17 protein-coding genes and 1 tRNA gene are annotated in these 20,048 nt (G+C 62.9%); 9 read left to right on the top strand and 9 right to left on the bottom strand.

Going from position 1 to position 20,048, the window contains the following annotated elements:
* Positions 1–65 precede the first annotated feature (65 nt).
* Positions 66–1,331 carry a DUF2254 domain-containing protein gene (locus D9R08_RS10020; RefSeq protein ID WP_121897906.1) on the top strand — a complete coding sequence of 422 codons (1,266 nt, stop codon included), beginning with the start codon at positions 66–68 and terminating at the stop codon, positions 1,329–1,331.
* Between the two features lie 34 nt (positions 1,332–1,365).
* Here the strand turns inward: D9R08_RS10020 and D9R08_RS10015 are convergent, their stop codons facing one another.
* From D9R08_RS10015 to D9R08_RS19515, 4 genes are all read right to left on the bottom strand, one after another.
* Complete coding sequence (locus D9R08_RS10015) at positions 1,366–2,664, bottom strand: HlyC/CorC family transporter (RefSeq protein WP_121897905.1); 1,299 nt, start codon at positions 2,662–2,664, stop codon at positions 1,366–1,368.
* Positions 2,665–2,772: 108 nt separating this feature from the next.
* Positions 2,773–3,723 (bottom strand): tyrosine recombinase, encoded by a 951-nt coding sequence (locus D9R08_RS10010; RefSeq protein ID WP_121897904.1) that lies wholly within the window; start codon positions 3,721–3,723, stop codon positions 2,773–2,775.
* Between the two features lies 1 nt (position 3,724).
* On the bottom strand, positions 3,725–5,242 hold the full coding sequence (locus D9R08_RS10005) for a hypothetical protein (protein ID WP_121897903.1): 1,518 nt from the start codon (positions 5,240–5,242) through the stop codon (positions 3,725–3,727).
* Positions 5,232–5,357, bottom strand: coding sequence for a hypothetical protein (locus tag D9R08_RS19515; RefSeq protein ID WP_267898150.1), 126 nt, complete (start codon positions 5,355–5,357; stop codon positions 5,232–5,234). The genes D9R08_RS10005 and D9R08_RS19515 overlap by 11 nt, the downstream gene beginning before the upstream one ends.
* Positions 5,358–5,473: 116 nt before the next feature.
* Between D9R08_RS19515 and D9R08_RS10000 the strand changes: the two genes are divergently transcribed.
* Both D9R08_RS10000 and aroB read left to right on the top strand, forming a co-directional pair.
* Entirely contained in the window at positions 5,474–6,040 is a 567-nt protein-coding gene (locus D9R08_RS10000; protein ID WP_121897902.1) for a shikimate kinase, read from the top strand.
* Positions 6,037–7,155: a 3-dehydroquinate synthase gene (aroB, locus tag D9R08_RS09995; RefSeq protein WP_121897901.1), complete on the top strand. Its 1,119-nt coding sequence runs from the start codon at positions 6,037–6,039 to the stop codon at positions 7,153–7,155. Before D9R08_RS10000 ends, aroB begins: the two co-directional genes overlap by 4 nt.
* Positions 7,156–7,228: 73 nt before the next feature.
* On the opposite strand, the gene gpt is transcribed toward aroB, so the two are convergent.
* Positions 7,229–7,735, bottom strand: coding sequence for a xanthine phosphoribosyltransferase (gene gpt / locus D9R08_RS09990; protein WP_121897900.1), 507 nt, complete (start codon positions 7,733–7,735; stop codon positions 7,229–7,231).
* 2 nt (positions 7,736–7,737) lie between these two features.
* Positions 7,738–8,550 carry an enoyl-ACP reductase FabI gene (fabI, locus tag D9R08_RS09985; RefSeq protein ID WP_121897899.1) on the bottom strand — a complete coding sequence of 271 codons (813 nt, stop codon included), beginning with the start codon at positions 8,548–8,550 and terminating at the stop codon, positions 7,738–7,740.
* A 154-nt stretch (positions 8,551–8,704) separates the two neighbouring features.
* Between fabI and pdxH the strand changes: the two genes are divergently transcribed.
* The 6 genes from pdxH (at position 8,705) to D9R08_RS09955 (ending at position 15,295) form a co-directional block, all read left to right on the top strand.
* Complete coding sequence (gene pdxH, locus D9R08_RS09980; protein ID WP_121897898.1) at positions 8,705–9,310, top strand: pyridoxamine 5'-phosphate oxidase; 606 nt, start codon at positions 8,705–8,707, stop codon at positions 9,308–9,310.
* Positions 9,311–9,487: 177 nt separating this feature from the next.
* Positions 9,488–10,009: a cold-shock protein gene (locus D9R08_RS09975; RefSeq protein ID WP_121897897.1), complete on the top strand. Its 522-nt coding sequence runs from the start codon at positions 9,488–9,490 to the stop codon at positions 10,007–10,009.
* Between the two features lies 1 nt (position 10,010).
* Entirely contained in the window at positions 10,011–10,481 is a 471-nt protein-coding gene (locus tag D9R08_RS09970) for a DUF192 domain-containing protein (RefSeq protein WP_121897896.1), read from the top strand.
* Between the two features lie 49 nt (positions 10,482–10,530).
* Positions 10,531–10,607, top strand: a tRNA-Pro gene (locus D9R08_RS09965).
* A 476-nt stretch (positions 10,608–11,083) separates the two neighbouring features.
* Positions 11,084–14,785 (top strand): vitamin B12-dependent ribonucleotide reductase, encoded by a 3,702-nt coding sequence (locus D9R08_RS09960; protein ID WP_121897895.1) that lies wholly within the window; start codon positions 11,084–11,086, stop codon positions 14,783–14,785.
* Positions 14,786–14,944: 159 nt separating this feature from the next.
* Positions 14,945–15,295 (top strand): GrlR family regulatory protein, encoded by a 351-nt coding sequence (locus D9R08_RS09955; protein ID WP_158598971.1) that lies wholly within the window; start codon positions 14,945–14,947, stop codon positions 15,293–15,295.
* Positions 15,296–15,475: 180 nt separating this feature from the next.
* On the opposite strand, the gene D9R08_RS09950 is transcribed toward D9R08_RS09955, so the two are convergent.
* From D9R08_RS09950 to D9R08_RS09940, 3 genes are all read right to left on the bottom strand, one after another.
* Entirely contained in the window at positions 15,476–16,282 is an 807-nt protein-coding gene (locus D9R08_RS09950; RefSeq protein WP_233557406.1) for a DUF1206 domain-containing protein, read from the bottom strand.
* A 106-nt stretch (positions 16,283–16,388) separates the two neighbouring features.
* Positions 16,389–18,476: a dipeptide ABC transporter ATP-binding protein gene (locus tag D9R08_RS09945; protein ID WP_121897892.1), complete on the bottom strand. Its 2,088-nt coding sequence runs from the start codon at positions 18,474–18,476 to the stop codon at positions 16,389–16,391.
* A 133-nt stretch (positions 18,477–18,609) separates the two neighbouring features.
* Positions 18,610–20,034, bottom strand: a complete 1,425-nt coding sequence (locus D9R08_RS09940; protein ID WP_121897891.1) for an ABC transporter permease — start codon at positions 20,032–20,034, stop codon at positions 18,610–18,612.
* Positions 20,035–20,048 lie beyond the last annotated feature (14 nt).

Genomic DNA, 20,048 nt, shown 5'->3' with positions numbered 1-20,048 from the left:
GCCGCGCGGCAAGTCGAAAGGCGACATTTGAGGTCGTAATTCTTTGGGTAAGTGATCGGGCCAGAATGGTGATTTCTCTGATACGCCGCCTGCGGCAGTTTTCGCGCCGCATCTATGTGCGGGTGACGATTTATGCGGTGCTGAACGTTGTGGCGCTGGGGGTGGCCACACTGCTCGGCCCGATCATACCGGCAAGCCTTGGACGGCTGATCGGCGCCGATGCGGTTGACACGATCCTGCAGGTGATCGCTACGTCAATGCTGGCGGTCGTCACCTTCTCGCTGACGATCATGTCGAGCGCCTTTGCCCGCGCGGCGGGGCAATGGACTCCGCGCAGCCACATGCTGATGCGGGAGGACACGGTAACCCATTCGGTGCTCGCAACATTTCTGGGTGCCTATCTCTATGCGCTGATCGCGATCATTCTGCGGGCGGCGGACCTGTTCGGCGAACGCGAGATGGTGGTGGTCTTCGGGATGACGATGGTGGTCATCGCCTCGATCGTCTGGTCGATCATCCGCTGGATCTCCCACCTGGAAGGGCTGGGCAGCCTTCAGGTCACCGCCCGGCGGCTGGAAGTGCGCGCCGCGAGAGCCGTGGCGCAGGCGGTGGAACAGCCCGCCCAGGGCGCTAACCGCCTGACCGATCCCGCAAACACCATTCCACGCGATTCGGTGCCGGTTCATGCCGCAGATGCCGGGTATGTGCAGCAGATATTCGAGGCCGAACTGCAGGATATTGCCGCAGCGCGCGAGGCGCGGATCTATGTGGCGCGCCCGGCCGGAGCCTATGTGCAGCGCGGCGATGTGCTGGCGCTGGTGGCGGATACAACGCCCGATGAGGAGATGGAGGAGGCGGTGCGCGCCGCGATCCCGGTCAGCGATGTGCGCAGTTTCGACCATGATCCGGTTTTTTGCGTCACCGTCCTGTCCGAAATCGCCACCCGGGCGCTGTCGCCGGGGGTGAACGACCCTGGCACCGCCATCGATATCCTGCATCGGTTGTCCCATGTGATCGGCGATGCGGGGCCATCGAAGGAGCCCGACACCCCCGAGCATGACCGGGTCTGGATCGAGCCCCTGATGCCGGAGGAGCTGTTCTATGCCAGTTTCGATCCGATCGCGCGCTGTGCGAATGAGGCGGTGGAGGTGCATCTGGCGCTGCAGAGCAGTCTTGCCGATATCGTCCGGATCGGTCACCCGGCCGTGGCGGCCGCGGCAGGGGAGGCGGCGCTGCGGTGCCTCGCGCGTGCCAATGGCGCGCTTGAAAATGCCGGTGACCGGGAGCGGCTGGCTGCGGCCATGTCGATCAGGGAAGCAGCCGCGTCGTAGCGGGCAGGCGGCCTTTCAGGGGCGCCCGACCCGTTCAGAGCTTGCGGATCTTGAGCTGGGTCAGGCGGTTCTGTTCACGCGCTGCCACCTCGAAGCGGAACCCGTGGAAGCTGAAACACTGCCCCTCGACAGGGATCGACTGCGCTTCGTGAATGACCAGACCGGCCACCGTATTGGCCTCCTCGTCGGGCAGCGACCAGTCGGTTGCGCGGTTCAGGTCCCGGATCGTCATGCCGCCATCGACCAGATAGTTGCCGTCCGGGCCCGGTGTCAGGTTGATGGTTTCTTCCACATCGAACTCATCGGTGATCTCGCCCACGATCTCTTCGAGGATGTCCTCCAGCGTGATCAGGCCCTGCAATGCGCCATATTCATCCACCACGAGGGCGAAATGGGTATGGCGGCGCAGGAACTGGCGCATCTGGTCGTCCAGCGTGGTGGTTTCCGGCACGAAATAGGGCTTCATCGCCACTTGCGCGATATCGAACTCGCCCAGGCCCGGCGCGTCGTCGCCGCGCATCAGCCGGTCCATCGCGCGCAACAGATCCTTGGCGTGGATCAGGCCGATGATGTTTTCCTGTTCGCCGCGATAGACGGGCAGGCGGGTATGGGGCGATTGCAGCGCCTGGCTGAGGATCTGCTCGGGCTCGGCATCGGCGTCGATCATCTCGATGGCGGAGCGGTGGAGCATGATCTCCTCCACCGTGCGGTCGCCAAGATCCAGCGCGCCGAGCAGACGATCGCGATGTTCCTTGCCCACCGCGCCTTCGGAATGGCCAAGGGTGATGGCGCCAGCGATTTCCTCATGCACGCTCAGCACTCTGCTGTCGGGGTCGGTCTGCACCCCGAAGACGCGCAGGACGCCCCGGACCAGAATCTGCACCATGCGCACCACCGGCGAAAACAGCAAGATGACGACACGGATCACCGGCGACACCCGCGCGGCGGCGGTTTCGGCATTGGTGATGGCGTAGGTTTTCGGCAGCACCTCGGCAAAGATCAGCACCAGCAGTGTCATCACCAGCGTCGCCAGCGCCACGCCGCTTTCGCCGAAGACGCGGGTGAAGAGCGCGGTCGCCAGAGAGGCCGCGAGGATATTGACCAGATTGTTGCCAAGCAGGACCGATCCGATCAGCCGCTCGCTGTCTTCGGTCAGATGGAGCGCCCGCTCGGCGCCCTTGTTGCCCCGGTCGGCCTGCGAGCGCAGCTTGCCCCGCGACGCGGCCGTCAGCGCCGTTTCGGAGCCGGAGAAGAAGGCGGACAGCACCAGAAGGCCGACGATCGCAGCGGCGGTGGTCCAGAAAGCAGTGTCCAGAAGGGGGGTCTCGTCCATGAGCAGGTTATGGGGTGCGGATGCGGGTTCTTCAAGAGCGGGGTTCGGCGCGAGGTGGCAGGTGTTGCATGGCCGAAGCGGGCCGGTTTCGCGCGCGGCGGCCCGGTGCTATCGCGGGCGGGGTTTCGCCAGCGGATGATAGTCGAACACAAGGGATTTCAGCCGCTCGTCCAGTACATGCGTGTAGATCTCGGTGGTGGAGATATCCGCATGGCCCAGAAGCGTCTGGATCGAGCGGAGATCGGCGCCGCCGGCCAGCAGATGCGTGGCAAAGGCATGGCGAAGCGTGTGGGGCGTCACGTCGCCCGGCGAGATGCCGGCGGCCACCGCGATTTCCTTGACCAGCGTGAAGAACCGCACGCGGGTGACATGGCCGGATTTCCCGTGTGAGGGGAACAGGAAGCGGGAGACGGGCGTGCCGGTTTCGTCCGCCTTGCGGTCCTCCTCGGCATCGCGATGCCCAAGCCATGCCGCAAGTGCCAGCCGGGCCGGCGGAGACAGGGGCACCATGCGTTCCTTGCCGCCCTTGCCCTTGATCAGCAGGACCTGCGGATCGCCCCGCGCGGCGGAGACCGGCAGCGAGATCAACTCGGTGACCCGCATCCCGGTCGCATAGAGCATCTGCATGAGACAGGCGTTTCGCAGCCGGTCGCCCGGGCTGCGGCCATGGGTTTCGGCGGCGTCAAGTAGCCGGTCCACCTGTTCCAGCGTCAGCGTCTTCGGTAGGCGCTTGTCACGGCCCGGCCCCTTGATCAACTGAGCCGGATTGTCACTGCGCATCCCCTCTTCATAGGTGAAACGGTAAAGCTGCTTAATGGAGGAGAGGCGCCGGGCGCGGGTTGCGCGCGCCATTCCATTGGCATCAAGAGCGGTCAGATAGGCCTCGATATCCGCGCGCGTCGCCCTTGGCAGGTCGGTGTCGCGCGCGCCGAGAAATCGGCGGAAATCGTCCAGATCGCGCGTGTAGGCGAGCTGAGTGTTGTGGGCGGCGTTCAGTTCGGCGGCCTGAGCTTCGATGAAAGATTGGATCCAGCGGGTGTCCTTCATGATGGCGGCCATTTCAGGTCCGGTCCAGAATCAGCAGTTGCAGGGCTGCGCGGCGCGCTGTGTCCTCCAGCCCGAGGGCGCGGAACAGGCGCAGCGCATCGGCGATGTCGTCCACATCTCCGGTGCCGTCGCCAAGGGTGCGCGCGGCGCGCAGCAACGCCTCCCCGGTGCGCCCGAGCGTGAGGAGCCGGGTGAACCGCTCGGGCGGGGTGACATCCGCGAAGGCCACGGCCACGGCGGCGGTCACCTCATCCGATCCGGTTGGCGGCGTCCCCGGCGCCTCCCCCCGGGCGATGGTGAAAAGGCGCCGCTCATAGGCGTCCTGCGGGACCGCGCCCTGCGCCACGGCCTCGTAGAGCGGCGACAGGAGCCCGACGCGGCGGGCCAGCATCGCGGCTTCCCTGGTCAGCGGCAGACGGAGCAGGCGGTCGGCATAGAGCCTTGCGAACGGCACCTCCAGCCCGACCTGCTGCATCGCGGCCCAGACCTGGGGCAACCGCGTGGTCACGGCCACCGGATCACCCGCCAGAAGTGCTGCATCGAAGGCCTGAAGTGCGGCCACCCGGTCCCACACTCCGCCGGAGGCGGCAGGAACCCGCGCGGTGTAGATGACCAGCCATTCCTCGGGCTCGATCGCGCCGGCGCGCATCAGGCGTTCGGCGGCGTCAAGCTGGGCCCGCCAGCCCGCCAGATCGGCCAGATCCGCATGGGCGAAGGCCAGCGGAAGGCCCGCCGAAGGCGGGCGTTCGCCAAGGGAAATCAGCATCTGGTAATGCAGCGGTGTTATCTCGGCGGGAACCGGCAGGGGCGGCTCACCCTCGAACAGTTCCGGATCGAGAAAGCGGGCGATCAGATCGGCCTCGGCCGTGGTGATGTAGCCAAGCGCCTCCCCGGTGCCGAGCGAGAGTGCGGCGGCGGGCCAGTCTCCGCTCCGCGCAAGGCAGAAGATGCGCGCCGGGAATGTGGGGGCGATGTCGGGGCTTGCCCGCATCGCGGCGCAGGCCCGGTCGGCCTGACCCGTCAACAGGCTGACATCGAACCAGCGGCGGAACACGCGCGGATCGGAAGGCCCGGCCCGTTCCATCAGCGCCCGCGCGGGTGCGAGAGCGCCGCGGCCCAACAGCAGATCCAGCCGGGCCAGAAACAGCACCGCATCGGTACCCGCGTCGCGGGGCGGATCAAGCTCGGCCAAAGCCAGTTGCTGGGTGAAGCCAAGAATGGCGGGCAGCCCCTCGGCAGGTTGGGACAGCAACAGGCGGGCCAGCGTCTCGGGCGCGCTGTCGGCCCAGAGATCCGGCGGCAGACCGGTGCTTGAAAACGGCAGAATCCCCACCGCGTCGAGCCGTACCTGTCCAAGCGGCATCACCGTGATCGTCTGCGGCGCGGCCGATGTGGCGACATTGGCATGGGGCCGCGTGATCGTGTCGGAGAGCCAGTCGGGCCCGGAAAACGGCGCGTCGGTATTCTCGGTCTGGGCCAGCGCCGGAGCGCCTGCCAGGGCCAGCGCGCAAAGGGTCGCCCTAATCCGCATCGAGCACCACCGGCTGGGTTATCTCCCGCGTTTCGGGAGTGATCAGACCGGAATAGGAATAGCCCACCAGCGCCAGCACCGCCAATAGAACCAGTACAGCCAAAAGCTTGATCAACCGCCCCATTTATGCCCTTCGTTTTTACTTGTCTTATCGGCGTTTGCCGCCGCTTCACTTTCACTATAAGCCTTTTCGGGCGGAATTACGCCAGCCTGGAGGACACTTTTTTGACAATGGGCGAAACCATGCCAAAGGGCCGGTTGCGATTGGCCAGAACGGTTGTTCTGGTGGGCATGATGGGTGCCGGAAAGACCGCGATCGGCCGCGCGCTGGCGGGCCGCCTGGGGGTGGATTTGCAGGATTCCGATGCCGAGATCGTGCAGAGCGCGCGGATGTCGATCGCCGAGATTTTCGAGCGCGACGGCGAGGCGTTTTTCCGCGAGAAGGAGGCGCAGGTGATCGCGCGGCTGCTGGAGAGCCCGCCTTGTGTCCTGTCCACCGGCGGCGGGGCGTGGTTGTCGAAGGAAAACCGGGAGATGATTTCGGCGCGCGCCGCCGTCATGTGGCTGGAGGCGGATCTCGACCTGCTCTGGCAGCGGGTGAGGCACAAGAACACGCGGCCCCTTCTGCAGACGGAGAACCCGCGCGCCACCCTGGCGGGTTTGCTGAAGGCGCGCACGCCCGCCTATGCCACGGCCGCGATGAAGGTGAAGGTCGAGCCTGCCTGGTCCATCGCGAGGACGACCGACGAGGTGCTGGCGCGGTTGCTGGCCGAAGGCGTGGTGGAGGGGGTGGGATGAGTGTGGATACGGTGCGGGTCGCCATGGGCGCGCGGGCCTATGATGTGCGGATCGGGCAGGGTCTGATTGGCCGGGCCGGGGCCGAAATCGCGCCGATCCTGTCGCGGCCTAAGGTCTGGGTGATCACGGAGGAGACCGTGGCCGGGCTGCATCTGGCCGCCCTGCACGCCGGTCTGGCCGCCGAGGGCGTGGAGATGGAGGCGCTGAGCCTGCCTCCGGGGGAGGCCACCAAGAGCTGGCAGTATCTGACCCGTGTGGTCGAATGGCTGCTGGAGCAAAAAGTCGAGCGGCGCGACATGGTTGTGGCCTTCGGCGGCGGTGTCATCGGTGATCTGGTCGGCTTTGCGGCGGCGATCCTGCGGCGCGGCGTGCGTTTCGTGCAGGTGCCGACGAGCCTCCTTGCGCAGGTGGACAGTTCCGTCGGCGGCAAGACCGGGATCAACACCCGCCACGGGAAGAATCTGGTGGGCGCCTTCCATCAGCCGGCATTGGTGCTGGCCGATATCGATGTGCTCGGCACCCTTGCGGCGCGGGACTTTCTGGCCGGTTACGGCGAGGTGATGAAATACGGGCTGCTTGGCGATGCGGCGTTTTTCGCCTGGCTGGAAGCCAACGGCCCGGCGCTGGCCGCCGGCGATATCGGGTTGCGGCAGCAGGCGGTCCGCCACGCGGTGCAGATGAAGGCCGATATCGTCGCCCGTGACGAGACCGAGCAGGGAGAGCGCGCGCTTCTCAATCTCGGCCATACCTTCTGCCATGCGCTGGAAGCGGCAACGGACTATTCCGACCGGTTGCTTCATGGCGAGGGCGTGGCGATCGGCTGCGCGCTGGCCTTCGATCTCTCGGCGCGCATGGGGCTTTGCGCACAGGAGGAACCGAGCCGTGTTCGGGCCCATCTGACTAACATGAAGATGAAGCGTGACCTGACTGATATTGCGGGAGAATTGCCGAATACGGACGGTCTTCTGGAGTTGATGGCACAGGACAAGAAGGTCGTGGACGGGCATCTGCGCCTGATCCTGGCCCATGGGATCGGAGAGGCTTTCGTGACGGCGGATGTGCCATCTGATCTGCTGCGCGGCGTACTGTCCGACGCGCTGTCGGCGCGGGGCTAGAGGTGCGTTAACGAAGGCGGGGAAAGAGGTATCGGACGGGCGCTCAGCAACCGCGCGTCAGCCCGTTCGAGCGTCAATCCGTGCCGCGATAGGGCTCCACATATTGCAGGGCCATGTCCCAGGGGAAGAAAATCCAGGTATCCTGACTGACCCCGGTGATGAACGTATCCACCATCGGCTCACCCTTGGGTTTGGCGTAGACGGTCGCGAAATGCGCCTTTGGATAGAGCGTACGCACGACCTCCAGCGTCTTGCCTGAATCGACCAGATCGTCGATCACGAGAACCCCCTCTCCATCGCCCATCAATTCCGGGTCGGGGCGGTTCAGGACCTTCGGCTCGCCTTGCGTCTGATGGTCGTAGGATTTGATCGAGATCGTCGCCACCTGCCGGATGTCGAGCTCCCGCGCGACGATCATTGCCGGGGCCATGCCGCCCCGGGTGATCGCCACGATCGCATGCCACGCGCCGCCCGCGCCGGGGCCGCGCTTGTCCAGCCGCCACGCCAGCGCGCGGCTGTCGCGATGGATCTGATCCCAGGAAATGTGGAACCCCTTTTCATGCGGCAGCGGTGTGACCATGCTTAGTGGCCTTTCTTTTCCAGCGACATATCCGGCGCTTCGGGGTTTTTCATTCCGATCACGTTATAGCCCGCATCCACATGGTGGATCTCGCCGGTCACGGCGCTGGACAGATCGGACAGAAGATAGAGCGCGGATTTGCCGACCTCGTCCTGGCTGACCGTGCGCCGCAGCGGGGAGTTGTTCTCGTTCCATTTCAGGATATAGCGGAAATCTCCGATGCCGGAAGCGGCCAGTGTCTTGATGGTGCCCGCGCTGATCGCATTCACGCGGATGCCGTCCCGGCCCAGATCCTCGGCCAGATACATCACGCTGGCCTCCAGCGCCGCCTTGGCCACGCCCATGACATTGTAATGGGGCATGACTTTTTCCGACCCGTAATAGGTCAGCGTCAGCAGGCTGCCCCCGTTCGGCATCATCTTTTCGGCGCGCTGGCAGATCGCCGTGAAGGAATAGACGGAGATATTCATGGTCATGTCGAAGTTTTCCGCCGACGTGTCGACATACCGCCCCCGAAGCTCGTTTTTATCTGAAAAACCAATGGCGTGAACGACGAAGTCCAGGCTGCCCCATGTGTCCTTCAGCGCCTCGAAAAGCGCGTCCATACTGTCTGCATCGCCCACGTCGCAGGGAATGACGATGTCGCTGCCAAGCTCGGCGGCAAGCGGTGTGACGCGCTTGAGCAACTGATCCCCCTGATAGGAAAAGGCCAGTTCCGCACCTTCGGCGGCCAGAGCCTTTGCCACACCCCAGGCGATGGACTTGTCATTGGCGAGCCCCATGATCAGCCCGCGTTTCCCGCTCATCAACCCCATCACTGCTCCCGTCCGGCCTGTTTTATCTGACTATAGTCTGGGTTTAGGCGATTGATCGGGGCGCTTCAAGAGAATGCGGGTGGTTGCCTTGCCGCGCTTTGGCCCCGGCGTTAGCTTGCGCCGCATCAGGCGCGGGCAGGGAAGGGCAGGGCGGATGAGCGATCGAACCGGAATTTTTGCGGGCGACGACCCGTTCGAGATTGTGCGCAGCTGGCTCTTCGAAGCCGAAACCAGCGAAACCAACGATCCGAACGCGATCGCTCTTGCCAGCGTCGATGAAGACGGGCTGCCCAATGCGCGGATGGTCCTGCTGAAAGACATCGAGGCGGATGCGTTTGTCTTCTACACGAATTACGGAAGCGCAAAGGGCCGTGAGCTGACCGCGTCGGGCAAGGCCGCCTTCGTGATGCACTGGAAATCCCTGCGCCGGCAAGTCCGCGTCCGGGGCCTTGTCGAGCGGGAGGAGGGCCCGCAGGCGGACGCCTATTACAGGTCGCGGTCGCTGAAAAGCAGGCTTGGGGCCTGGGCCTCGGACCAGTCGCAGCCTCTCGACAGCCGCATGACCCTGATGGCCGAGGTCGCCCGGGTGACGGCCAAGCACGGAACCGCACCGGAGCGGCCGCCCTTCTGGGGCGGGTTTCGCATCCGTCCCGTAGAGATCGAATTCTGGGCTGACGGGGCTTTTCGGCTTCATGATCGGTTCCGCTGGACACGCGCCGGGCCGGGTGCGGATTGGCAGATCACCCGGCTCAACCCCTGACCCGACATCCTCCCGGATTTGTCTAGTTTTATTAACCTTTTTGCATTTCCACGATGCGTGAAATGTCATCCATTTGTTTTATATATAAAAATTTCGCTTGCACCGGGTGTCACAAACGGCAAGCCTGACGTTGGGACAGGCCATTTACGGTCCATTTGAGAATGAGGACCATCCTAAATGTCGGATGAGCGGAGCGATACGACCAAGCCGGTTGTTGGGCGGGTGAAGTGGTTTGATGTGGCGAAAGGCTTCGGTTTTATTGTGGCCGAAGACGGCGGGCCCGATATCCTTCTTCACGCCAATGTGTTGAGGAATTTCGGGCAGGGGTCCGTTGCGGACAGTGCTCGAATCACGGTTCTGGTGCAGCAGACCGAACGCGGCGCACAGGCTCAGCAGGTGCTGGAGATCGAGCCGCCCGAAAGCGATCCCGACGATCCGGACGCCGGGCCGATTGCCGAGTTGAGCCCCGATGCGCCGTTTCTGGCGGCACGGGTCAAATGGTTCGACAAGGCGAAAGGCTTTGGATTCGTGAACATATTCGGGCATTCTGCAGATGTGTTCGTTCATATCGAGGTGCTGCGCCGCTTCGGACTTGCCGATCTGCAACCTGGTGAAGCCGTCTCGATCCGTATGGTTGACGGGCCGCGTGGCAAGATGGCCGCTGAAGTGCGGAGCTGGGATTACGTCCAGGAGGATTGAGATGCGCATATTCGCGGCGCTGCTGACACTGGTTCTGTCGGCTGCCACGGCTTTGGCCGAATGCCGGCCGGACCGGGTCGATCTGCGCGGCGATTTCGGGGCTGCCAGTTTCCGGGTAGACGTGGCCGACGATCCGCAGGAACGCGCCGTCGGTCTGATGCATCGTCCCAGCATGCCGAGCGGCGCGGGCATGATCTTCATCTACGAGCGGCCGCAGCGCGTGAGCTTCTGGATGGAAAACACGCTGATCCCCCTGGATATGATCTTCATGGATCAGACCGGAACGGTGACGCGGGTTCATGAAAATGCGATTCCCCTCGACCGGACCCCGATCCCGGGCGGGCCCGACGTGCTGGCCGTGCTGGAAATCAATGGCGGTCTGTCGTCGCGGATCGGGATCCGCGAGGGGGCGGAGTTGCGCCATCCGGGCCTGCCACAGGAACTGGCCGCCTGGCCCTGCGCCACGGAATGAAACGGGGGGCTTCCCAAGGCGGGCCTGCCGGGATAGACGAGGCGTCGTTCGGGGCGTAGCGCAGCCTGGTAGCGCGTCTGTTTTGGGTACAGAAGGTCGTGAGTTCGAATCTCGCCGCCCCGACCATTCTCAACAATCCACAAGATACTGTGTCCTGCGTGCCGCGGTCATCTATTTGTGGCCGGAACATGGCGCGACTTCACCCGATTGCTCAGCGCCGCTGCATAACGGTCTATGGCTGTTGAGCTTTTTCGACATGGCAATCGCGGTGACGGACAGGCCTGAATCACGCGCTAGACCGGCACGGGCTCCCTCGCGCCAATTGCAACCCAAAAAACCGTCACAAATCCGTAAAAAATGCGTTGACCCAAGGGGCAATCATACGTCAGGTTGTGTGGGCCGGGTTGATCAGCACAACATATAGTGCGGGCGGCGCGGCACGGGACAGACCAGCTTTCTTTCATGCGCATGCGGACCAGAAGCATGGCAGCGGGCCTGTTGGGCCCGGGCGGGAGGTTTGTGCCACCGCGAAGATGAGGGCGGTACGCGCCGGGACCACACCGGCAAGACCGTTCAGAGGAACAGGTTAGCTAGAGGCAGCGATGAAAATTGAACGCAGATTCACGACCGCAGGCGCAGACACATATGCCGGGCTGGACTTCACCATCACCTCGTCGGAGATACGCAATCCCGACGGCACGACGGTCTTCAAGCTGGACGAGGTGGAAGTGCCCGCCGGCTGGAGCCAGGTCGCATCCGATGTGATCGCGCAGAAGTACTTCCGCAAGGCCGGTGTGCCCGCCGCTCTGAAACCGGTCAAGGAAAAGGGCGTTCCCTCGTTCCTGCAGCGCCACGTGGCCGACGAAAAGGCGCTGGAGGCTCTGCCGGAGGACCAACGCTATGGCGGGGAAACATCTGCCAAGCAGGTCTTCCGGCGTCTTGCCGGGGCGTGGGCGTATTGGGGCTGGAAGGGCGGTTACTTCACCTCCGAGAAGGATGCGCGCGCGTATTTCGACGAGATGCAGCTGATGCTGGCCCGCCAGATGGCCGCGCCCAACAGCCCGCAATGGTTCAACACCGGTCTGCACTGGGCTTATGGCATCGACGGCCCCGCGCAGGGCCATCATTATGTGGACTACAAGACCGGCAAGCTGACGAAATCCACCTCGTCCTACGAACATCCGCAGCCGCATGCCTGCTTCATCCAGGGCGTTCAGGACGATCTGGTCAATGAAGGCGGCATCATGGATCTGTGGGTCCGCGAGGCGCGTCTGTTCAAATACGGCTCGGGCACCGGCACCAACTTCTCGCTTCTCCGCGGCGAGGGCGAGAAGCTCTCGGGCGGTGGCAAGTCGTCTGGCCTGATGGGCTTTCTCAAGATCGGCGACCGGGCCGCGGGCGCGATCAAATCGGGCGGCACCACGCGGCGCGCCGCCAAGATGGTGATCGTCGACGCGGACCATCCCGACATCGAGGAATTCATCAACTGGAAGGTGATCGAGGAGCAGAAAGTGGCCTCCATCGTCGCCGGCTCCAAGATGCATGAAAAGATGCTGAACGGCATTTTCGATGCGATCCGCACCTGGGATGGCGCGCTTGAGGATGCGGTGGACCCGGGCGCGAACGAAAGTTTGAAATCTGCAATTCGGGAAGCCAAAAAGGTGGCCATTCCCGAAACCTACATCAAGCGCGTGTTGGATTATGCAAAGCAGGGCCACACCGCCATCGAGTTCCCCACCTATGATACGGACTGGGATTCGGAGGCATATAGCTCGGTTTCGGGCCAGAACTCCAACAACTCCATCCGGGTCACCGACGCGTTTCTGAAAGCGGTCGAGGAGGACGCGGACTGGAACCTGATCAACCGCAAGGACGGCACCGTATCGAAGACCGTGAAGGCCCGCGATCTGTGGGAAAAGGTCGGCCACGCGGCCTGGGCCTGCGCCGATCCGGGCATTCAGTTCCATGACACCGTCAACTCATGGCATACCTGCCCGAGCGACGGTGCCATCCGCGGCTCCAACCCATGTTCGGAATACATGTTCCTTGACGACACCGCCTGCAATCTGGCGTCGATGAACCTGTTGACCTTTTACCATGAAGGCCGGTTCGATGCGGAAAGCTACATGCATGCCACGCGGCTTTGGACGCTGACGCTGGAGATCAGCGTGATGATGGCGCAGTTTCCGTCGAAGGAAATCGCGCAGCTTTCCTACGACTTCCGGACCCTGGGCCTTGGCTATGCCAATATCGGCGGTTTGCTGATGAATATGGGCTATGGCTATGACAGCCCGGAAGGCCGGGCGATGTGTGGGGCGCTGACCGCGATCATGACCGGGGTGGCCTATGCGACCTCTGCCGAGATCGCGTCGGAACTGGGCCCGTTCGCGGGCTACAAGCGGAACCGGGAGCACATGCTGCGCGTGATGCGGAACCACCGGACCGCCGCCTATGGCCGGACCGATGGCTATGAGGGGCTGGCGGTGAAGCCGGTCGCACTGGACCACGGCAATTGCCCGGACCAATCCCTGATCGCACTGGCCAAGCAGGCGTGGGACGAGGCGCTGGAGTTGGGCGAAAAGCACGGCTACCGCAACGCGCAATCGACGGTGATCGCGCCGACCGGAACCATCGGTCTGGTGATGGATTGCGACACCACCGGGATCGAGCCCGATTTTGCGCTGGTGAAGTTCAAGAAGCTGGCCGGTGGCGGTTACTTCAAGATCATCAACCAGTCGGTGCCCGGCGCGCTGACGACGCTTGGCTACAGCTCTTCCCAGATTGAGGAAATCATCAGCTACGCGGTCGGTCACGCGACCATGGGCAATGCACCGGGGATCAACCACACCGCGCTGATCGGGCACGGCTTCGGCCCCGCCGAGATCGAGAAGATCGAACAGGCGCTGCCATCGGCCTTCGACATCCGGTTCGTGTTCAACCAGTGGACCCTGGGGGAGGAATTCTGCACCAAGACCCTGGGCATCCCGGCAGCGAAGCTGAACGATCCGACCTTTGACATGCTGCGGCATCTGGGGTTCTCGAAAGCCGATATCGACGCGGCCAACGACCATGTCTGCGGGACGATGACGCTGGAAGGGGCACCGTTTCTGAAGGACGAGCATCTGAGCGTTTTCGACTGCGCCAACCCGTGCGGCAAGAAGGGCAAGCGGTTCCTGTCGGTCGACAGCCATATCCACATGATGGCCGCCGCGCAGAGTTTCATCTCGGGCGCGATCTCGAAGACGATCAACATGCCGAATGACGCGACCATCGAGGATTGCCAGAAGGCATATGAGCTTTCCTGGAGCCTCGGCGTGAAGGCCAACGCGCTTTATCGCGACGGCTCCAAGCTGTCGCAGCCGCTGGCCGCAGCACTGGTCGAGGATGACGACGAGGCCGCAGAAGTTCTGGAGAGCGGCAACACGATGGAAAAGGCGCAGGTTCTGGCCGAGAAGATCATCGAGAAAGTGGTGATCAAGGAGGTGATCCGAGCCCATCGCGAAAAGCTTCCCGAGCGGCGGAAGGGGTATACGCAGAAAGCCATCGTCGGCGGCCACAAGGTCTATCTGCGTACGGGCGAATACGGCGACGGCCAGTTGGGCGAGATCTTCATCGACATGCACAAGGAAGGCGCCGGCTTCCGCGCGATGATGAACAATTTCGCCATCGCGGTCAGCGTGGGTCTGCAATACGGTGTGCCGCTGGAGGAGTTCGTGGATGCATTCACCTTCACCAAATTCGAACCCTCGGGCATGGTGCAGGGCAACGACTCGATCAAGAATGCGACGTCGATCCTCGACTATATCTTCCGCGAACTGGCGGTCAGCTATCTGGACCGGACCGATCTGGCCCATGTGAAGCCGGAAGGCGAAAGCTTCGACAGTGTCGGTCGCGGTGTGGAGGAAGGCGTGTCGAATGTGGCGCCGGTCAGCGAAAGCGCCGCCTCGAAATCTCTGGCGGTTCTGAAACAGATCAGCTCCACCGGGTACCTGCGCAAGCGGGTGCCTCAGGAACTGGTCGTGCTGCAAGGCGGAGCACAGACCGGCGCGTTGGTGCCTGACGGTGATCCGATCGCGGCGCTTCAGACACTGGTGCCTGAAACGTCGGGAACGACCACCACGGTCGCGACCATTTCAAGCACCACCGCCGTCGCAACCGGAACCGTGGGCATGGACGCACGGACCAAGGCGAAAATGCAGGGCTATGAAGGCGAAGCCTGCGGCGAGTGTGGAAACTACACTCTCGTCCGCAATGGCACCTGCATGAAGTGCAACACCTGTGGGGCAACCTCGGGCTGTAGCTGACAAGAGCGGTCTGGGCGTGATCACTCCGTGCCCAGGCCAACAGCGGCCCCGAGGTTTCGGGGCCGGACAAGGGACCTAGAATACGTACGGAACTGCACAAAGTAATCAATTCTATATTCTAGTGGGGGCTGCACGACACGACAAACAGGAGATGAGAGAGTGCCACAACTCATTGACGGAGCATATGTGGTGTCCTTTGAAAGTAGCCTAGGCGCTTTCGGGGGAGGCACAGTGATGATTGAGGGTCACCGGATTTCAGGCGGTGACATTGGGTACTTCTACGAGGGGCAATTGGAAGAACAGGGCGATGATGTGGTGGGGCATGTGAAGGTCACACAACATGACAAGACGATGGAGTCGGTTTTCGGCGATATCGAACAGTTTGAAATCGACCTGAAGGGACGCGTGATACATGGCCGGGGCATTTTCAAGGGCGCCGTGGCCGGTTTTCCGATGTTCCAATTGACCGTTCGCTTGGATCTTCACGAAGACGAAGGGTCCAAGACCTAAGTGACGAAATCGGGTTTCCCGCACCCTTGCCCGGGAGCGGAGACCTGAGACACGGGGCGGGTGCGCTCGCCCCTGACGCGGTTCAGGCCGCAGGCAGAAACCGGGCGGTACATAAAGAGTGAGCCTGAACAGCGAACCTGGGGGAGCCTCGGCTCCCCCTTTTTCTTTGGCCGCTGCGGATCAGGTGGCCGCGCGGGCCTTGCGTTTGAGCAACTCTCCAAGCGATTCCGTGCCGGGCTCGGCGATCCGCGGGATGATGCGATACCCCGCATTCACCAAACAGAAAAACGCAAAGCCAAGCAGACCGAGGCAGAGCAGGATCACCAGCGCCTGGCCGAATGGCTGCTGGCCCAGCCAGTCGAAGGCCTGGCCCATGCCGCCGGCCTGCGCACTGTCGGCGCGCAGGGCGGCCATGGCCAGAAATCCGCCGATCACGCCGACAACCACGCCCTGCGACGCGACACCGGCCCGCATCGCCCAATCCCAGTTACGGGTGAAGTGGCTGGCCCGCAACTTGTCGCGATAGGTGCGGCGAAGGGCTTTTTGCAGGTAGTAGAGGGAAGCTCCAAGGGTGCAGATGGCGGCGAAAGCGATGATCCAGCGGCCGCCCGGCATTTGCAGGACCGCCGCGACCGCTTGTTCGATCCCGCCGCCCGACCGGCTTGCCCCGATGATCAGGCTGACGGCAAGCACACCGATGGCGCCGTGAATAAGGCCGGTGACGACCATGCCTGCGCGGGCGATCAGGCCCTTTGCGTCCGTGCCGTAATCCTCAAGATCCATCGCCGCGTCCAGAACGCGCCAGATCGCGTAGGCGGCCATGCCCAGAACGATCAATGCCAGAAGCACCCAACCAAAGGGCGCCCCGGTAAGCGTCGAGAAGGCAGAGCCGGTGCCTTCCGCTTCTCCGCCGCGGAAGATCGCCCAAAGCGACAGACCGGCCACGACGACATAGACGATCCCGCGCCCGGCATAGCCCGCTCTCATGATGGGGAGGGTCCATTGGAAACTCTGGGTCGGCACTGAAATCTCCATCTGTCAGATGAAGATCAACGCACCGGCCCGGTTTGTGTTCCCCGGGTGGGGCGTGACGCTATTCAGCCGCGATCTTTATCACCGGGTCCATCTGGGCAAGGATATCGTCTGCCAGATGGCACTTGATCTCGTGACCTGCGGCCATCGTCCGCTGCGGCGGCACCTCGGTCTCGCACAGATTGCCCGGAACCTCCGATTTCCAGCGGCAGCGGGTCTGGAACGGGCAGCCCGAAGGCGGGTTCATGGCCGAAGGAATATCTCCTTCCAGCACGATATGCTTTTTCTCAACCGAGGTATCGGCGATCGGCACGGCGGAAAGCAGAGCCTCGGTATAGGGGTGATAGGGCGGCGAAAAGACCTGATCGGTCGAGCCCAGTTCGACCACATGGCCAAGATACATAACCATAACGCGATCAGAGAGATAGCGGACGATGCTCAAGTCGTGCGAGATGAAGAGCAGGGTGGTTTTCTCGTTGCGCTGGATCTCCATCAGCAGGTCGGTCACTGCGGCCTGTACCGACACGTCGAGCGCGGAGACCGGCTCGTCGGCGACCACGATGCGCGCGCCGCCGGCAAAGGCGCGCGCGATGCCGACGCGCTGTTTCTGCCCGCCGGAGAGCTGGCGCGGCATGCGGTCTGCGAATTCGCGCGGCAGCTTCACCAGATCGAGCAATTCCAGCATCCGGACCCGACGTTCGGCCTCGGTGTTTCCGATCTTGAATATCTCCAGCGCGCGGATGATCTGCCGGCCCACGGTCATCGACGGGTTCAGCGTGTCGAACGGGTTCTGAAACACCATCTGGATGGAGGAGACAGTCTTGGTGTCGCGATCCTGGATTTCTGTGCTTTCGATCGACAGGTTGTCGAGCATGACCTGGCCTTCGGTGGCGGTTTCCAGCCCCATCAGCACCTTGGCCAGCGTGGACTTGCCGCAGCCGCTTTCACCGACGATGGCGAGGGTTTCGGACTCGCGCGCCTCGAAACTGATGGTCTCGTTGGCCTTCACCACCTTCTTGTCGGCCCCGCCGAACATCGAATTGGCCGCAACCTCATAATACTTCTTGAGATTATCGACCTTCAGCACGGTGTCGCCAATGACACCCTTTTCCTTCTTGTCGGCCAGGATGGGCGGCGCGGACCAGTCGATTTCCTGAAACCGCAGGCAGCGGGTCGCGTGGCGGTCGTTTCCTTCGACCTGAGCCATGCTGATCGGGCCCGCATCGCAGCGCCCAGCCTCGAAATAGTCGCAGCGGGGGCCGAAATTGCAGCCGTTCGGTCGTTCATGGGGAAGCGGGAAGTTGCCCGGGATCGCGATCAGCGGGCTGGCGTTCTTGTCGGCGCCGGGCAGCGGGATCGAGCGGAACAGCGCCTGCGTGTAGGGGTGCTGCATCTCGTCGAACACATCCTCGATGGAGCCGCGTTCGACCGCCTCGCCGGAATACATCACGCAAATCCTGTCGCAGGTTTCGAGCACCAGCCCCAGATTGTGGGATATGAACAGCATAGAGGTGCCGTATTTCTTGCCCAGATCCTTGACCAGTTCGACAATCGCGGCCTCCACCGTCACGTCGAGCGCGGTGGTGGGTTCATCGAGGATGAGCAGCGAGGGTTTGGACATCAGCGCCATGGCAATCACGATGCGCTGCTGTTGTCCGCCGGAAAGCTGGTGCGGATAGGCTTTCAGGATGCGGTCGGGATCGGGGAGCTTCACATCCTCGACCACCTGGCGGGCGCGTTTCATCGCCTCTTCTTCGCTGATGCCTTCATGGATGACCGGCACTTCGGCAAGCTGCTTGCCGATCTTCATGGCCGGGTTGAGCGACGCCATGGGTTCCTGATAGATCATCGCGATTTGCGATCCGCGGATATCGCGCAACTCCTCTGGCGACATCTCGGACAGGTCGCGGCCCTTGAACTTGATCGTGCCTCCGACGATTTTGCCGTTCACGCCCAGATCCTGCATGACGCCAAGCGCCACGGTGGATTTTCCGCAGCCGGATTCCCCCACCAGACCAAGCGCTTCGCCCGGCATCACATTGGCGGAGAAATCCATGACGGCGGGAATTTCGCGCAGTCGCGTGAAAAAGGAGATCGACAATTTGTCGATCTCCAGAATTGGCCCGTCATAAGCGGTGTCTTCAGCCATCGATACTCTTCTCCCTGTCGGGCCAGTTCGGCCTCGTATGATTTGCATGCACGCACGCCCGGTGCACATTCCGTGTGGCGGCGCGCCTGCCTCCGGTCGGTAATCCGGTCGGTGCGGGCGCGCGCGATCTTCGTCAGTCCCTCAGGCTCTCTTCGCGCAACCCGTCGGCCAGCAGATTGAGGCCCAGAACCATCGTCATCAATGCGATGGCGGGCGGCAGGGCGGGGTGCGGATAGATGGTGAGGAGACGGCGGCCTTCGTTGATGGTCGAGCCCCAGTCGGGGCTTTCCGGGCTGACGCCAAGCCCGAAGAAGCCAAGCGTGCCCAGAAGGATGGTAGTGTAGCCGATCCTGAGACAGAAATCGACGATCAGCGGCCCCCGCGCATTGGGCAGGATCTCCCACAGCATGATGTACCACGGGCCTTCGCCGCGGGTCTGCCCGGCGGCCACGTAATCGCGGGTCTTGATATCCAGCACGATGCCGCGAACGATCCGGAAAACAGTGGGCGAGTTCACGAAGACGACCGAGACGAACACGATGAGGATATTGCCCGGCATCGAGATGATGCCAAGCGGGTCGGAGTTCCACGCAAGGCCCAGATAGAGCCAACCGCCGATCAGCACCGTCAGGAAGATATAGATGTTCCGTGTGAACGGTTGCGTGAAGAACCGGCTGTTGAACAGGATCACGAAAAAGATGATCGGGAACAGAAACAGCACCGCCGCCATATAGGTCGGGATGCCCGAGGCCACGATTTCCGGTGTCACCAGCAGGTAGAAGAGCAGGATGACCGGAAACGCCAGAACCAGATTGGCGATGAAGGTCAGCACGGTGTCGAGCTTGCCCCCGAAATAGCCTGCGGGCAGGCCGAGGGTGATGCCGACCATGAAGGCGAACAGCGTCGCCGCCGGGGCGATTTTCAGCACCTCCCGCGCGCCGAAGACCATCCGCGAGAACACATCGCGCCCCAGATTGTCGCCACCCAGAAGGTATGCGAGATATTCGCCCTCGTCAGGGTCTGGCATGAAGCTGCCCGGCACCTCGTTCCGCATCTGGCTGACCACATCAATGGCGCCATGGGTCGCGACGAGGCCGGCAAAGATCGCGGTCAGCATCCAGAACATCACCAGGAAGAAGCCGACCATGCCGATCGGGCTGTCGAAAAGCTTTCCGTAGAGACCAAGCCTGCGCTTGAAGGTGACCGACACCGCGAAGATCAGGATCATCGCGATCCAGACCGGCAGGAAGCGCTGCCCCATGGCGCCGATGATGCCCTTCTGTTCCAGAGAGGGCTGCACGATGCCCCCGACAATGAACACGGCCACGCAGGCCAGAAACAGAAGCACGGAGTATTTCATCGCCATCAGCGCATAGTCGTTTGGCGAGCGCGCGACGCTCAGCGTGTGGTCCGGATTGATCTGCACCTCGCCGGGTTGCACGCCTGCGAAGTTCAGCAAGAGCTGCGCGAAAAAACCCAGAACGAAGACCGCAATCGCAGCCAGCATCAGCGGGTTGAGGAGGGGGCCAAGGGAGCCTGTCCAGGTAATCGGGTCCATGTCTCAGGGCTCCT

Source organism: Rhodophyticola porphyridii (assembly GCF_003688285.1).
Taxonomy (GTDB): domain Bacteria; phylum Pseudomonadota; class Alphaproteobacteria; order Rhodobacterales; family Rhodobacteraceae; genus Rhodophyticola; species Rhodophyticola porphyridii.
Note: the sequence above shows the minus strand (reverse complement) of the source record. Positions and strands in the feature narration are given on the sequence as shown.

Bases quoted from the DNA above. Each gene is read 5' to 3' on its own strand.
- gpt (WP_121897900.1), bottom strand. From the start codon at position 7,735: ATGGTCACACCGCTGCCGCATGAAAAGGGGTTCCACATTTCCTGGGAT.
- D9R08_RS10010 (WP_121897904.1), bottom strand. From the start codon at position 3,723: ATGGCCGCCATCATGAAGGACACCCGCTGGATCCAATCTTTCATCGAA.
- aroB (WP_121897901.1), top strand. From the start codon at position 6,037: ATGAGTGTGGATACGGTGCGGGTCGCCATGGGCGCGCGGGCCTATGAT.
- fabI (WP_121897899.1), bottom strand. From the start codon at position 8,550: ATGGGGTTGATGAGCGGGAAACGCGGGCTGATCATGGGGCTCGCCAAT.
- D9R08_RS09970 (WP_121897896.1), top strand. From the start codon at position 10,011: ATGCGCATATTCGCGGCGCTGCTGACACTGGTTCTGTCGGCTGCCACG.
- D9R08_RS09950 (WP_233557406.1), bottom strand. From the start codon at position 16,282: ATGAGAGCGGGCTATGCCGGGCGCGGGATCGTCTATGTCGTCGTGGCC.
- D9R08_RS10000 (WP_121897902.1), top strand. From the start codon at position 5,474: ATGGGCGAAACCATGCCAAAGGGCCGGTTGCGATTGGCCAGAACGGTT.
- D9R08_RS10015 (WP_121897905.1), bottom strand. From the start codon at position 2,664: ATGGACGAGACCCCCCTTCTGGACACTGCTTTCTGGACCACCGCCGCT.
- pdxH (WP_121897898.1), top strand. From the start codon at position 8,705: ATGAGCGATCGAACCGGAATTTTTGCGGGCGACGACCCGTTCGAGATT.
- D9R08_RS09945 (WP_121897892.1), bottom strand. From the start codon at position 18,476: ATGGCTGAAGACACCGCTTATGACGGGCCAATTCTGGAGATCGACAAA.
- D9R08_RS09975 (WP_121897897.1), top strand. From the start codon at position 9,488: ATGTCGGATGAGCGGAGCGATACGACCAAGCCGGTTGTTGGGCGGGTG.
- D9R08_RS10005 (WP_121897903.1), bottom strand. From the start codon at position 5,242: ATGCGGATTAGGGCGACCCTTTGCGCGCTGGCCCTGGCAGGCGCTCCG.
- D9R08_RS10020 (WP_121897906.1), top strand. From the start codon at position 66: ATGGTGATTTCTCTGATACGCCGCCTGCGGCAGTTTTCGCGCCGCATC.
- D9R08_RS09960 (WP_121897895.1), top strand. From the start codon at position 11,084: ATGAAAATTGAACGCAGATTCACGACCGCAGGCGCAGACACATATGCC.
- D9R08_RS09940 (WP_121897891.1), bottom strand. From the start codon at position 20,034: ATGGACCCGATTACCTGGACAGGCTCCCTTGGCCCCCTCCTCAACCCG.